Genomic DNA, 14,186 nt, shown 5'->3' on the forward strand with positions numbered 1-14,186 from the left:
GGATACAAACAAGCAGACCCGGAAATTATTGAAGGACTTTCACATTCCGGAACTGTCCCTCCGTCACCAGGTCAAACCCCGATGTACGGCGTACCAGCTTACCGGAAAAGGTCCCGTCGGCATAACCGTTTTCCAGTTTCGTTATCGACACCGAAAACTCCTGGCCTCCATACACCGTGGGCGTACATCCGGCACAAAACTCCGACTGGTTCGGATAAAAAGTCTTCACATACAGGATGCCGTCATTCGTATGCGTATAGGTGGCTACGGATAATGAAGGGGTGTTTAGTTCAATTTCCAGTATAGGTTCACCTGCATCGCCAAAAAAATAATTGCGGGTAGCATGGATGCTGAAGATGTAATTTCTGTTTGTCTCTACCGACCCGCTGGACGTAAGGGTCTGCTCCTTCCGGATCAGGGAACCTTCCCGGCTGTTTTCCGCCAGGGAACCATTGCATTCGATCAATGTCCCGTTTACCTTGTAGGAAAACGTTGCCGCCGGAAGATCGTTCTGGCCGGCCGGGTTATTGTTGCCGTTATCTTTTTTACAGGAGGAAACCAACAGCGCCGTGGTGAACAGGAAAACAAACAGCTTTTTCATAAGCGGAAAGGGCAGTTTTAGTTTTTTTACTGAGGAGACAAATATAGGGCAGCGCAGCTGCAGCCATAAAAAAAGCCCTGCTTGCGCAAGGCTTTTCCAATAGCTTGTATTTTCAACTTCGTACTTAGTAATTTACCACCTGCTCCTCGATGCTCTCGGGGATTTCGCGCCATTCGTACTGCTGGTTGCGCAGCTGGGGCTCGAAGCCTGCTTCGCGGATGGCCTGCTGGATGGTGCGGGAAGTAAAGCGGTGCGGGGCGCCGGCAGCGCTCACCACGTTTTCCTCGATCATGATGGAGCCGAAATCGTTGGCGCCGGCATGAAGGCACAGCTGGGCGGTCTGCTTGCCCACCGTCAGCCAGGAAGCCTGAACGTTTTTGACGTTCGGCAGCATGATGCGGCTGATGGCGATCATGCGGATATATTCATCGGGGGTGGTCAGGTTGTGCACGCCGCGGATCTTCGTCAGCAGGGTGTCCACATCCTGGAAGGTCCAGGGAATAAAGGCCAGGAAGCCCTTGGCGCCTTCCGGCTTTTTGGCCTGCACCTCGCGGATCTTCACCAAGTGCTCGAAGCGCTCCCTTACCGTTTCCACGTGGCCGAACATCATGGTGGCCGAGGTGGTGATCTCGAGCTTGTGGGCCTCGTGCATGATGGCCAGCCACTCGTCGGCGCCGCACTTGCCCTTGGAGATGAGGCGGCGCACCCGGTCTACCAGGATCTCGGCACCCGCTCCGGGCAGGGAGTCGAGGCCGGCTTCCTTGAGGGCGGCCAGCACGTCGCGGTGGCTCATTTTCTCCAGCTTGCAGATGTGCGCCACTTCGGGAGGCCCGAGGGCGTGCAGCTTGATGGCGGGGAACTCCTGCTTTATCTCGCGGAAGGTTTTTGTATAAAAGTCCAGTCCCAGCCCGGGGTGGTGCCCGCCCTGCAGCAGCAGCTGGTCGCCGCCGTACTTGATGGTTTCCGTAATTTTCTTACGGTAGGTGGGCATGTCGGTGATATAGGCGTCCGCATGGCCGGGGATGCGGTAAAAGTTGCAGAATTTACAGTTGGCGACGCACACGTTGGTCGTATTCACGTTGCGGTCGATCTGCCAGGTCACCTTTCCGTGGGGCACCTGCTTTTTGCGCAGCTCGTCGGCAATAAACATCAGCTCGGTCAGCGAAGCCTGCTCAAACAGGTGCATGCCTTCCTCGATGGTCAGGTGCTCGAACCGCAGCGCCTTCTGGAATAAATCAGTCAGCATCATAGATGCCGCAAAGGTAAGCACGGCAGGAGTTGAGGAAATGTAAAATGTAAAATATAGAATTTAAAATATAAAATAAGGAGGAAAATCAGGCTTTGGGCCTTCCATCCATATTTTACATTTTATATTTCACATTCTACATTTTACATTTATACATCCTGCTCTGCCATGAGAAAAGCCCTCCTCTTTTTCTTAGTTTCCCTGCTGTATGGACGCCTGGCGGCCCAGGAGGAGTTTATTACCCCTTCGCGGCTCCTGAGCCGCTTTTCCTTTGAGCAGTTTACCGGCGGCATCATCATCCTGAAAGCCCGGCTCGACCCCTTCCCCGACTCGCTGAACTTTATCCTCGATACGGGCAGCGGCGGCATTTCGCTCGACTCCACCCGGGTACGGAAGCTGGGACTGAAGCCCATACCCACCGACCGCACCATCCGGGGCATTGCGGGCATCCGGAAGGTGGACTTCCTCTACAACCGGACCCTGCTGCTGCCCGGCCTGGCCGTCGACAGCCTCCATTTCCACATCAACGACTACAGCATCCTCACCAGCGTTTACGGCCAACCCATCGACGGCATCATCGGCTATTCAGTGCTCAGCCGTTATATCGTGAAAATCAATTACGACAGCGCCCGCCTCGAGTTCTGGAGCCGCGGCGTCCTCAAATACCCCCGGGGCGGCCACCTGCTGCGGCCGCTTATCCCGTCCACCCTGCCCGTGCAGCCGGTGCGGGTACGCGACGAGCGGACCATCAGCTCCCGTTTCCTGTACGACCTGGGCGCCGGCATGAACCTTGTTTTGTCAAGCGACTTTATCAAGGACAGCGCCCTGCTGGCCCCCAAAAGGAAACTGTACCGCAAGGAGGCCGAAGGCCTGGGTGGCGCCATCGACATGTGGATCACCGCTATCAAGGAAGTAAAGCTGGGGCCTTACCGCTTCCGTAACGTGCCGGTCTACGTTTTCGACGATGTCAACAACGTTACTTCCTATCCTTACATGGGCGGATTGCTGGGCAGCGACCTGTTGCGGCGCTTTAACTGTATCATCAATTACGAGAAAAAGGAATTCCACCTGCTGCCCAACGGGCACTTCAAGGATCCCTTCGACTATGCCTACAGCGGCATCGAGCTGTACTACGAAGAGGGAAAGATCCTGATCGGCGATGTGGCCGAGGGCTCGCCGGCCGCAAAGGCGGGCCTGAAGGAAGGCGACCTGGTGGTGGCGGTAGACCGCAACTTCAACCAGCACCTCAAAGACTATAAAGAAGCCCTGCAAAAGGCCCAGGGCAAGGTAAAGGTGATCGTGCACCGCCACGGCCAGGTGCTGCAGTATGAGTTTAAGGTGAAGAACATCCTGCAAGGGAAGTGAGTTTACGGGTTTACAAGTTTACGAGTTGGCGTATTTTATGGGGCCGTGTCTTTCCTAACTCGTAAACTCGTAAACTTGTAAACCCGTAAACTGGCAAATTTTATTAACTAACTATTAAAGATAAACCCGTGGTTCAGTTTGAACGTTTTACCCTGTCGAATGGTTTAAGAGTGATTGTGCACCAGGATACCTCCACGCCCCTGGCGGTGGTGAATGTGATGTATGATGTGGGCGCCAAGGACGAGGATCCTTCCCGCACCGGCTTTGCCCACTTGTTTGAGCACCTGATGTTCGGCGGATCCATCAATATTCCCGAATACGACGACCCGCTGCAGATGGCCGGCGGCGAGAACAATGCCTACACCACCAACGACCTTACCAACTACTACATACAGTTGCCGGCCGATAACCTGGAGACGGCCTTCTGGCTGGAAAGCGACCGCATGCTGTCGCTGGCCTTCAGCGAAAAAAGCCTGGACGTGCAGCGTAAGGTGGTATGCGAAGAGTTTAAAGAGCACTACCTGAACAAGCCTTACGGTGACGTATGGCAGAAGATGCGCGAGCTGGCCTACCAGGTGCACCCCTACCGCTGGATGACCATCGGCAAGGAACTGTCGCATATCGAGAACGCCACGCTGCAGGATGTCAAGAACTTTTTCTTCAAGCACTACCGCCCGGTCAACGCCATTCTTTCCGTCGCCGGCAACGTGACGGCGGAACGGGTACGGGAGCTGGCGGAGAAATGGTTCGGCCCCATCGAGCCGGGCGAGCGCTACATCCGCCAACTGCCCGAAGAGCCCCAGCAAACGGCGCCGCGCCAACTGTCCGTACATGCCGACGTGCCCCTGGACGCCCTGTACAAGTGCTGGCACATCTTTTCGCGGCTCGACCCCCGCTATTATGCGGCCGACCTCATTACCGAAATCCTCGGCGGCGGCGGCTCCTCGCGCCTGTACCAGAAGCTGGTAAAGGAAAAGAAGCTGTTCAGCAATATCGAGTGCTACCACCACGGCACCGTGGATGCCGGCCTGCTGACCATTGAAGGCAAGCTGGTAAAAGGCGTCAAAATGGAAGATGCCGAAGCCGCCATCAGCGAAGAGCTGGAAAAGCTGAAGGCCGAAAAGATCAGCGAATCGGAACTGGAAAAGGTCAAGAACAAAACCGAAAGCATCATCGCCTTCGAAGACATGAGCCTGATGAACCGCTCCAACAGCCTGGCCTTTTACGAGCTGCTGGGCGACGCCTCCCTGATGCATACCGAGCTGGACCGCTACAAGCGGGTAACGGCCGAGGAAATCCAGCAGGTGACCAACAGCGTGTTCCAGGACGGCAACTGCAGCACCCTGCATTATTTTTCCAAGAGCTAATGCTGCCGGCTGTATAGAAAATCATCGAAACCATTTACAATCAAAATCTTACTACCATAATGCTCAACCGCACACAGGCTCCGCTCATGAAAGACGCAGTGGAAATGGACCTGAAGCTGAAGCCTTACGAAAAATATACCCTGAACAACGGCGTGGAAGTGTATGCCGTGGACGCCGGCGCCGAAGACGTGCTGCAGCTGGAATGGGTGTTCTATGCCGGCAACTGGTTTGAAAACAAGAACCTGGTGGCCGCCTCCGCCAACTTCCTGCTCAAAAACGGCACCTCCTCGAAGAATGCCTTCGCCCTCAATGAGCATTTCGAGTACTACGGCGCCCACCTGGCCCGGCACTGCTACAACGAAACGGCCACCATCACCCTGCACTCCCTCTCGCGGCACCTGGAGCCCCTGCTGCCCGTAGTGAAGGAAATGCTGGTGGATTCCATCTTCCCCGAAGAGGAGATCGCCGTATACCAGCAGAACATGAAGCAGCGCCTGAACGTCAACCTCAAAAAGTGCGACTTTGTGGCCCACCGCCTCATCGACGCCTACCTATACGGCGAGGGGCACCCTTATGGCCGCTACAGCCGCTTCGAGGATTTCGACAACCTCCACCGCGAGGAGCTGCTCGACTACTACCGGAAGCATTACACCAACGGCAAGCTGGTGATCTTTGTGGCCGGCAAGCTGCCCGCCAACATTTTCCCGCTGCTGAACCAATATTTCGGCGACCTGAAAAACAACGCGGTGGCCGTGCCCGAGATCCCTGTTCAACCGGCGGCGGAAAAGAAGTACCGCGTTACCAACGACCCCAAGGGCGTGCAGGGTGCCGTGCGTATGGGCAGGGCCTTTCCCAACCGCCACCACCCCGACTTTATTAAAGTGCAGGTGCTGAACAACCTGTTCGGCGGCTTTTTCGGCTCGCGGCTCATGAGCAATATCCGCGAGGACAAAGGCTATACCTACGGCATCCACAGCTACCTGCAGAACCATATCCATCAAAGCGCCTGGGTCATCAGCACCGAAGCCGGCCGCGACGTCTGCGAGGCCACCATTGCCGAAGTGTACAAGGAAATGGAAACCCTGCGCAACGAAGAGGTGGACGAAGAAGAGCTGCTGCTGGTGCGCAACTTCATGATGGGCAGCATCCTGGGTGACCTGGACGGCCCCTTCCACATCATCAACCGCTGGAAGAACATCATCCTGAACGGGCTGGACGAAGGTTATTTCTACAAAACCCTCGACACCATCAAAACCATCACGGCACCGGAATTGCAGCAACTGGCCAACAAGTACCTGGCGCCGGAGGAATTTTACGAACTGGTGGTGGTGTAAGCGGCCCCGGTATACTGGCAGCTTTTCCCGGTTACCACCCTTTTTCTCACCGTTGCCCGGCACCTCCCTGCGGGCAACGGTGGGCAATAGGGTTTGCAGTCTATTACAAACGATTGATTATGGGCTTTATACTAAAGATCCTCATCACTGCTGTAGCTGCGCTTTTCGCCGCCTGGCTCCTGCCGGGAGTACACATCCCCGATCTGAAGACATCGATTATTGTCGCCCTCGTCCTGGCCCTGCTCAACATCTTCGTCAAGCCCATTTTGGTCATCCTGACCATCCCGGTCACCATTCTTACCCTGGGCCTGTTCCTGCTTGTGATCAATATCCTGATGGTGAAGTGGACGGCCAGCCTGGTCAACGGCTTCGAGGTGGACGGCTGGTTGTCGGCCCTGTTTTTCAGCCTGATCGTTTCCCTGGTCGGCGCTATCCTCGGCAGCCTCCTCGATTCCGACCGCTGAATCCCTAATCCCCTAATTCCCTAAAACCTAATTCTCCGCTATGGAATTTCTTCGCCGCGACCTGACCGACAGGCAGCTGATCCGTTTGTACCGGAACCTTTTGTGGCCGCGTTTAGTAGAAGAAAAGATGCTCCTGCTGCTGCGGCAGGGGAAGATATCCAAGTGGTTCAGCGGCATCGGGCAGGAAGCCATCTCGGTAGGGGCTACCCTGGCGCTGCAGCCCGACGAATGGATCATGCCCCTGCACCGCAACCTGGGCGTCTTCACGTCCCGGGGTCTGCCGCTGCACCGGCTGTTCCGCCAGTGGCAGGGCAGCCCGCAGGGGTACAGCCAGGGACGCGAACGCAGTTTTCATTTCGGCACCCGCGAGCACCATATCTGCGGCATGATCTCCCACCTGGGGCCCCAGCTGGCCCTGGCCGCCGGCGCCGCCCTGGCCTACAAGCTGAAAGGCCAGCGCAAAGTGGCCCTGGCCTTTACCGGCGAAGGCGGCACCAGCGAAGGCGACTTCCACGAAGCCCTCAATACCGCCTCGGTCTGGGACCTGCCGGTGATCTTTTTGATTGAAAACAACGGTTACGGCCTGAGCACCCCGGTTAAAGAACAATACCGCTGCACCCGCCTGGCCGACAGGGCTACCGGCTATGGTATGCGTTCGGCCGTGATCGACGGTAACAATCTCCTGGAAGTGTACCACACGGTCAAAGAAGCCCGGGAATACTGCATCCGCGAGCAAAAGCCTTTTTTACTGGAATGTCTCACCTTCCGCATGCGGGGGCATGAAGAAGCCAGCGGCATCAAGTACGTGCCGCCTGCCCTTTTGGAGGAATGGAGCGCCAAAGACCCGCTGACCCATTACGAGCGCTGGCTGCTAAACGAAAAGGTGCTTAGTGAAAAAGAAAAGGAGGCCATTCGGACCGAGGAAAAAGGAAAGATCGAAGCCGAGCTGAAAAAAGGTTTTGAAAGTAAACCCATGGATGTTGCTACGGAAAAGGAATTAAAGGAAGTATATGCTCCGGCCACAACAGGCAATAAGCAATGGGCAATAGGCAACGGGCAAGTACAAACGAACGATATTACCCGCACCCTTCGCTTTATCGATGCCCTCAGCGAAGGGCTCCGGCAAAGCATGCGGCAGCACCCCCACCTGCTGCTGATGGGGCAGGACATTGCCGAATACGGCGGCGCCTTCAAGATCACCGAAGGCTTTTTGGAAGAATTCGGCAGGGACAGGGTACGCAACACGCCCATTTGCGAAAGCGCCATTACCGGCATCGCCCTGGGCCTGGCGCTTGAAGGGTACAAAAGCGTGGTGGAAATGCAGTTTGCCGACTTCGTCACCATGGCCTTCAACCAGATCGTCAACAACCTGGCAAAAATTCATTACCGCTGGGGCCAGAACGCCCCCGTGGTCATCCGCATGCCCACCGGTGCCGGGGTAGGGGCAGGACCTTTTCACAGCCAGAGCAACGAGGCCTGGTTTGCCCATACGCCGGGGCTGAAGGTGGTGTACCCTTCCACGCCCGAGGACGCCAAGGGCCTGCTGATCGCCGCCATTAATGATCCCAACCCGGTGCTGTTTTTCGAACACAAAGCCTTGTACCGCAGTCTTACCGGGCCTGTACCGGAAGCGTATTACGAAGTGCCCATCGGCAAAGCCCGTTCCGTGCAGGAGGGCGAAGACATTTCCATCATTACGTATGGCGCCGGCGTGCTCTGGGCGCAGGAATACGCAGCAAAGCATCCCGACATATCATTAGATATCCTGGACCTCCGCACCCTGCTGCCGCTGGATTATGCCGCTGTAGAAGCCTCCGTCAAACGTACCGGCAAAGTATTGGTACTGCACGAAGACACCCTTACCGGCGGCATCGGCGGAGAAGTGGCCGCCTGGATCGCCGAGCACTGCTTCGAATTCCTGGACGCACCGGTGCTGCGCTGCGCCTCGCTGGACACGCCCGTGCCGTTCAACACGGAGCTGGAACAGGCCTTCCTGGCCAAAAGCCGCCTCGATAATTATGTGCAAAAATTGCTGAAGTATTGAAGGCGTAAAGCACGCCTCTATACGGCTTTTGTAGATTTCTCTGATGCCCTCACTGCCTTCAAAAAGCTGTCGCGGATATTTTGGGAGAACGGGCTTTCGGTATCGGCCATGCGCTCGGGATGCCACTGCACCAGCAGCAGGAACGGCTTGCCGTCCGGCTCCGCCCATTCCAGCCCTTCGATAACCCCTTCTTCGGAAAAGGCATTGGCAACCAGGCCCTGGCCAGGCACATCGGTGCTCTGGTGGTGCGAACTGTTGATCTCCCCGGTTCCGGCGCCGGCAATTTGCCCTAGCAGTGAACCGGGCGCCACCCGCACGCCGTGGTAGCGGTCGCCGGCGGCCGTGCAGGTATGGTCGGTTTTGCCGGAAGTGACCAGGTCGGGGATAAGGGTTCCCCCGAAGAATATATTCGCCAGTTGCAGACCGCGGCAGATGCCCAGCACCGGAAGGCCCTGGTCCTGGGCGTATTGCAGCAACTTCCACTCAAAGGTATCCCTTTGCTCATCGATATTGCCGGCCGGGCATTGCTCCAGGTATTCGGGCTTGTGATACCGCTCGGGGTGCACATCGTGGCCGCCGCTCAGCAGCAGGCCGTCACAGTGCTGAATGTCTGCCAGGTTGTCGTCGCGGTAACCCAGCCGGATCACCCGCACGCCTTCCTGCTGCGTGATCCAGTTTTCGTAATTGCTGTATTTGGGGCCGTCGGTGATGCCAATAGTTATGGTTTTCATTGCTGGTGGTTTTAGCGTTCCGGGAGAATAAATTTACAAGGCCTTCAGATACAATTGCTTAAAATCTTCCCGGCTGACCGGCTTGGGGTTGTTGGGATGGGCGAAGTCGGCAAAGGCCAGGTCGGCCAGCGTGTCGATGTGCCCGTTGGATACGCCGATGGCCCCCAGCCGGTGGGGGATGCCAATGGCCGCATTCTGGTCAAAAAGATAGGCCACCACCGCCTCCCCGGTCGCTTCCTTCAGGCCCAGCGTCCGGGCAATGCGGCTGAATTTATATTCGCAGCCCTCCATGTTATACGCCATGCCATAGGGGAGGTTGACCGCATTGGCCAGGCCGTGGTGGGTGTCGAGCAGCGAGGATAAGGGATGCGCCAGCGAATGCACTACCCCCAGTCCTTTCTGGAACGCCACGGCCCCCATCAGCGAGGCAATGAGCATGTTGCTCCGGCTTTCCAGGTCGGGCCGGTTCACCGCCCGCTCCAACGACTGGTGAATAAGGTGGATGCCTTCCAGGGCAATGCCTTCGCAAAGGGGATGGGGCATCTTTGCCAAAAAAGCCTCGAGGTTGTGCGTCAGTGCGTCCATACCCGTGGCGGCCGTGATGGCCGGCGGCAGCTCCATCGTCAGCAGGGGGTCGGCAAACACCACCTTTGCCAGCAGCTTGGGCGAAAACAGGATTTTTTTCTGGTGCGTTTCGTCGTCGGCGATGATGGCGCTGCGGCCTACCTCGCTGCCCGTTCCCGCCGTAGTGGGAATGGTAATAAAGTGCGGCACGTCGCCCGTCACATATACATCGCCACCCACCAGGTCGTCGTACTTGAACAGGTCCTCGCGGTGGTTGACCCGCAGCACGATGGCGCGGGCCACATCCAGGGCAGCTCCTCCGCCAATGCCGATTATGCTGTCGCGGCCCGTTTGGTCATACACCTCCGTGCCCCGGTACACATCGGACTTCACCGGGTTGCGGTGAATGTCGTGAAAGACCTCGGCCCAGATGTTCTTACGTTTTAAGCCCCCGATAATTTCCCGGAAAAACGAAAGGCCCGCCACGGTAGGGTCGGTCACCACCAACGGCCGGGACAAGCCGTTTTTCACCAGGTAATCGCCCAGCTCACTGCTGGCGCCCGCCCCGAAGCGAATCGTCGTGGGGAAGTTGTATTGGTAAATGCTCATGAGAGGAGGAATTGGTTAATTGGTTAATTGGGGTATTAGGGGTTTAGGTGGAAGTTGCGGATTGCTTCGAATAACTCATTGCTTGTTGAGCCTTGGTAATTGATCAGGGAACGACTCCGCTACCTAATTCCCAATTAACCAATTAACCAATCCCAACACCCCGCTTATATAATTTCAAAGTACCGCCGGTACTCCCAATCGGTAACCGCCTTCAGGTGTTGCCGCCATTCCCATTCGCGGGTACTGACGAAATGGTCGGTAAAGGCTTCGCCCAATAATTCGCGGGCCAGGGCCGAGTCCTTCATCAGGCGGGTGGCTTCTTCCAGGGTGCGGGGCAGGGTGCCGTTCGAAAAATCGGTGTAGCCATTTCCCACTGTCGGCGGCTGTTTCAGTTCCAGGTTGTTTTTAATGCCGTAAAGTCCGGAGGCCAGGCAGCCGGCCATGGCCAGGTAGGGATTGGTGTCGGCGCCTACTACCCGGGTTTCAAGGCGGCCCGCCCCGCTGCTGCCGCAAAGCACCCTTAGGGCCACGGTGCGGTTGTCGATGCCCCAGGTAAGGGTGGTGGGTGCCCAGGCGCCTTCCACCAGCCGCTTGTAGCTGTTGATGGTAGGTGCAAACAGCGGCAGTATATGCGGCAGGCAGTGCAGCTGGCCGGCAATATAATTTCTCATCAGGGGGCTCACATGTTCCTTTGCCCCGGCTTCATAGAAAAGGTTTTCCTTGCCCTTCTTGTCCCACAGGCTCTGGTGAATGTGGCCGCCGCAGCCGGGAAGCTGCTCGCTGACCTTGGCCATAAAGGTGGCCATGATGCCGTGGCGGTAGGCGATCTCCTTGACCGCCGTTTTGAACAGCACCGCCCGGTCGGCCGCTTCCAGGGCGGGGGCATATTTGATGGCCGCCTCAAAAGTACCGGGGCCGGTTTCGGTATGCAGGCCTTCCAGCGGCACGTCGAACTTTTTCAACCCTTCAAAGAGGTCCGAAAAAAACGGGTTCTCCAGGCTGGTGCGCAGGATGGAGTAGCCGAACATGCCGGGCGAGAGCGGCTGCAGTTGCCGGTAGCCTTTATCGGCGGCGCTTTGCGGCGTTTCGCGGAAGTTGAACCATTCAAATTCCTGGGCCATGGTAGCCGAGTACCCGGCCGCCTTCGCCTCTTCCACCACTTTTTGCAGCAGCTGCCGCGGGCATACGGGCGAAGGACTTCCGTCTGCCTGGAGCAACTCGCCCAGGAAGAATGGGACATTGTGCTCCCAGGGAATGCGGCGGAAGGTGGCAGGTACCAGCCTGCCCGGCGCATCGGGATAGCCGGTATGCCAGCCGGTGTAGCGGGCATTGTCATAGGTAGCGTCGGCCGCATCCCAGCCAAAGATCACGTTGCAAAAACCGGTAGCCCCCTCCAGCACCGACAGGGCCTTTTCCGCCGACAGGTACTTTCCCCTTAACACGCCGTCGATATCGGTAAAAGCGGTCTTCACCTTCCCGGAAGGATGTCCTTTTACATAGCTGATGATCTCGTTGTCGGACATAGCGATGGATGTTTTACAAGTGACGATTTACGATTCCAGGGGACCGGCAGCCCGCACGCCTCTTTCCGCCCGGCGCACCTTTACCCGGAACAGGGCGAAGGTCCCGGCCATGATGGCGAAATAGACCAGGGCCAGCTTGCCGTTATACATCGACAGGGCCACCAGGCAAATAACCGACAGTACCAGGGCCACCAGGGGAAGCAGCGGGTAGAGGGGCACTTTGAACGGCCGGTGCAGCTGCGGCTCCTTTTTGCGCAGCACCAGCAGGGCCGTCATGGACAGGATGTACAGGGTAAGGGCACCAAAGACCGACAGGGTAATGATCTCGGCCGTCTTCCCCGACAGCAGCGCCACGATGCCGATGCCCATATTCACCAGCAGGGCAGGGGCGGGGGTGCGAAAGCGGGGATGCACCTTGCCCAGGATCTCCGGCGCCAGCTTCATGCGCCCGAACTCGAGGCTCGAGCGGCCGGCAGCCAGGATGATGCCGTGAAAAGAGGCCACCAGGCCAAACAGGCCCACGGTGATCAGCAGGTGGTACAGCCAGCTGCCGCCTCCGGTCACCTGCCGCAGGGCCAGCGGCAGGGGCGAATCGGACAGTTCGCCGCCCGGGCCGTACACCACGGCCTCCCAGCCGGCAACACCAACCGAACCGGCAAAGGTGAGCAGGCACAACACCACCAGGGTGGCAATGGCCGACCCAAAACCCAGCAGGATGGTCCGCTGCGGGTTGATGGCTTCCTCCGCCACGTTGGCCACCCCTTCGATGGCCAGGAAAAACCAGATGGCAAAGGGCAGGGAAGCAAAAGCGCCCGACCACCCCTGCGGCAGCGCATTCTTTTGGAAGTGGACCCAGCTGAAATGCGGCAGGGTAAGGACCGAAAACAACAGCAGTTCGCCCACCGCCAGCAGGGTGATCACCAGCTCGAAGCCGGCGGCGGCTTTTACCCCGTAAATATTCAGGGCGGTAAACACCATATAGGCGAAGATGGCAATAGCCAGCACCGGCACCTGCGGAAAGAACAAATGGAAATAAGCGCCGATGGCGAAGGCAATGGCCGGCGGGGCAAAAATGAATTCCACGTTCTGGGCCATGCCGGCCAGGAAGCCAAGGTCTTTGCCCAGCGCCCGGCTGGCATAGTCGAAGGCGCCGCCCGCCCGGGGGAGGGCGCAGGCCAGCTCGGAATAGCTGAACGTAAAGGCCAGGTAGAGCAGGATGATGAAGAAGGTAGCGACCGAAAAACCCAGGGTACCTCCATAGGGAAGTCCCAGGTTCCAGCCGAAGTACATTCCGGAGATGACATAACCCACACCCAACCCCCACAGCAGCACCGGGCTGAGGGTCTTTTTCAGTTGATTTTCGGAAGGGGACGACAAAGGAATGGTTTTCTCAAATATAACCGGGAATTGGGACAATCGGAATGAATGCACCGGCTATCCGGCGAACTTTCGAAAACGCCCCGAAATTCACTTATTAATTTTTTGTTCCTTATATTGCTGTAATCGAAAATATAGTTTATGTCCGCTCACCGCAATAACATATCCGGCATTCACAATTATTGCGACCGTTGGTGCGAACGGTGCTGCTTTACGGCCCGGTGCGCCGTTTATGAAAGCATCCAGGACCAGTCGCCTGAAGAACAGGATATAACCAACCGGGCGTTCTGGGAGCATTTGTCCCAGAATTTCAAAAACGCGACGCAGATGATCACCCAGGCGGCCAAAGAGCACGGCATTGATATCTGCAGTATGTCGCAGGAGGAAATGGACGCCCTTATGGAAAAGGAAAAAGAAACCCGCCGGCACGTCCGGCAACACCCCATCAGCCAACTGAGCTTCCAGTACCTGGAAGAAGGCAAGCGGTTCTTGGAACACCAGCACCTGCAGGAAGAAGCGGAAGAGGCGATCCACCAGGTGGAGCTGGGCATCAAAAGCGAAGAAGAGGCCCTGGACCTCATTTTAAAGGAAAACGACTGCCTGGAGGTGATCCAGTGGTACCTGCATTTTATTTACATCAAGTTTTCGCGGGCCCTGTCGGGCAAGATCGAAGATGAGGGCTGGGAGGAAGCGCATGGCTTTCAAAAGGACAGCGACGGGTCGGCCAAGATCGCCCTCATTGCCATTGAGCGTTCCATGCAGGCCTGGGCCCAGCTGCTGACCCTTTCGCCCTGCAAGGAAGACGGCATCCTGCCCCTGCTGGCCTGCCTGGATAAGGTACGAAAGCTGGCGCTGAACGAATTTCCCCATGCGCCCTGCTTTGTCCGCCCGGGCTTCGATGACCCTTCTTAAAATAACCGCATACCGCAAACGGGGGCCCCGTCTGCGGTGGTATTATCGC

12 protein-coding genes are annotated in these 14,186 nt (G+C 57.3%); 6 read left to right on the forward strand and 6 right to left on the reverse strand.

The window, feature by feature from the left end; genetic code table 11:
* Nucleotides 1-25 precede the first annotated feature (25 nt).
* Both V9K67_RS09900 and mqnC read right to left on the reverse strand, forming a co-directional pair.
* Entirely contained in the window at nucleotides 26-601 is a 576-nt protein-coding gene (locus V9K67_RS09900; RefSeq protein ID WP_336721943.1) for a hypothetical protein, read from the reverse strand.
* Nucleotides 602-725: 124 nt separating this feature from the next.
* Nucleotides 726-1,850 (reverse strand): cyclic dehypoxanthinyl futalosine synthase, encoded by a 1,125-nt coding sequence (mqnC, locus tag V9K67_RS09905; RefSeq protein WP_336721944.1) that lies wholly within the window; start codon nucleotides 1,848-1,850, stop codon nucleotides 726-728.
* A gap of 165 nt (nucleotides 1,851-2,015) precedes the next feature.
* Between mqnC and V9K67_RS09910 the strand changes: the two genes are divergently transcribed.
* From V9K67_RS09910 to V9K67_RS09930, 5 genes are all read left to right on the forward strand, one after another.
* Nucleotides 2,016-3,212 carry an aspartyl protease family protein gene (locus tag V9K67_RS09910; RefSeq protein WP_336721946.1) on the forward strand — a complete coding sequence of 399 codons (1,197 nt, stop codon included), beginning with the start codon at nucleotides 2,016-2,018 and terminating at the stop codon, nucleotides 3,210-3,212.
* A gap of 128 nt (nucleotides 3,213-3,340) precedes the next feature.
* Nucleotides 3,341-4,579: a M16 family metallopeptidase gene (locus V9K67_RS09915; RefSeq protein ID WP_336721948.1), complete on the forward strand. Its 1,239-nt coding sequence runs from the start codon at nucleotides 3,341-3,343 to the stop codon at nucleotides 4,577-4,579.
* A gap of 59 nt (nucleotides 4,580-4,638) precedes the next feature.
* Nucleotides 4,639-5,913, forward strand: a complete 1,275-nt coding sequence (locus V9K67_RS09920; RefSeq protein WP_336721951.1) for a M16 family metallopeptidase — start codon at nucleotides 4,639-4,641, stop codon at nucleotides 5,911-5,913.
* Nucleotides 5,914-6,032: 119 nt separating this feature from the next.
* The gene (locus V9K67_RS09925; RefSeq protein ID WP_336721953.1) at nucleotides 6,033-6,377 is read left to right on the forward strand and encodes a phage holin family protein; all 345 of its coding nucleotides are present in this window, start codon (nucleotides 6,033-6,035) and stop codon (nucleotides 6,375-6,377) included.
* A 40-nt stretch (nucleotides 6,378-6,417) separates the two neighbouring features.
* The gene (locus V9K67_RS09930) at nucleotides 6,418-8,421 is read left to right on the forward strand and encodes an alpha-ketoacid dehydrogenase subunit alpha/beta (protein WP_336721956.1); all 2,004 of its coding nucleotides are present in this window, start codon (nucleotides 6,418-6,420) and stop codon (nucleotides 8,419-8,421) included.
* Between the two features lie 17 nt (nucleotides 8,422-8,438).
* Here the strand turns inward: V9K67_RS09930 and V9K67_RS09935 are convergent, their stop codons facing one another.
* From V9K67_RS09935 to eat, 4 genes are all read right to left on the reverse strand, one after another.
* Nucleotides 8,439-9,152: a gamma-glutamyl-gamma-aminobutyrate hydrolase family protein gene (locus tag V9K67_RS09935; protein WP_336721958.1), complete on the reverse strand. Its 714-nt coding sequence runs from the start codon at nucleotides 9,150-9,152 to the stop codon at nucleotides 8,439-8,441.
* Nucleotides 9,153-9,185: 33 nt separating this feature from the next.
* Nucleotides 9,186-10,325: an iron-containing alcohol dehydrogenase gene (locus V9K67_RS09940; protein ID WP_336721959.1), complete on the reverse strand. Its 1,140-nt coding sequence runs from the start codon at nucleotides 10,323-10,325 to the stop codon at nucleotides 9,186-9,188.
* A gap of 164 nt (nucleotides 10,326-10,489) precedes the next feature.
* Nucleotides 10,490-11,848, reverse strand: coding sequence for a glutamine synthetase family protein (locus V9K67_RS09945; protein WP_336721961.1), 1,359 nt, complete (start codon nucleotides 11,846-11,848; stop codon nucleotides 10,490-10,492).
* A 27-nt stretch (nucleotides 11,849-11,875) separates the two neighbouring features.
* Nucleotides 11,876-13,225 carry an ethanolamine permease gene (gene eat, locus V9K67_RS09950; protein WP_336721963.1) on the reverse strand — a complete coding sequence of 450 codons (1,350 nt, stop codon included), beginning with the start codon at nucleotides 13,223-13,225 and terminating at the stop codon, nucleotides 11,876-11,878.
* Between the two features lie 141 nt (nucleotides 13,226-13,366).
* Here eat and V9K67_RS09955 point away from each other — a divergent pair, with 141 nt between their 5' ends.
* Nucleotides 13,367-14,137, forward strand: a complete 771-nt coding sequence (locus V9K67_RS09955; protein ID WP_336721964.1) for a protein kinase family protein — start codon at nucleotides 13,367-13,369, stop codon at nucleotides 14,135-14,137.
* Nucleotides 14,138-14,186 lie beyond the last annotated feature (49 nt).

The sequence above is a fragment of the Huijunlia imazamoxiresistens genome (assembly GCF_037132455.1).
In the GTDB taxonomy this organism is placed as follows: Bacteria; Bacteroidota; Bacteroidia; order Chitinophagales; family Chitinophagaceae; genus Flavisolibacter; species Flavisolibacter imazamoxiresistens.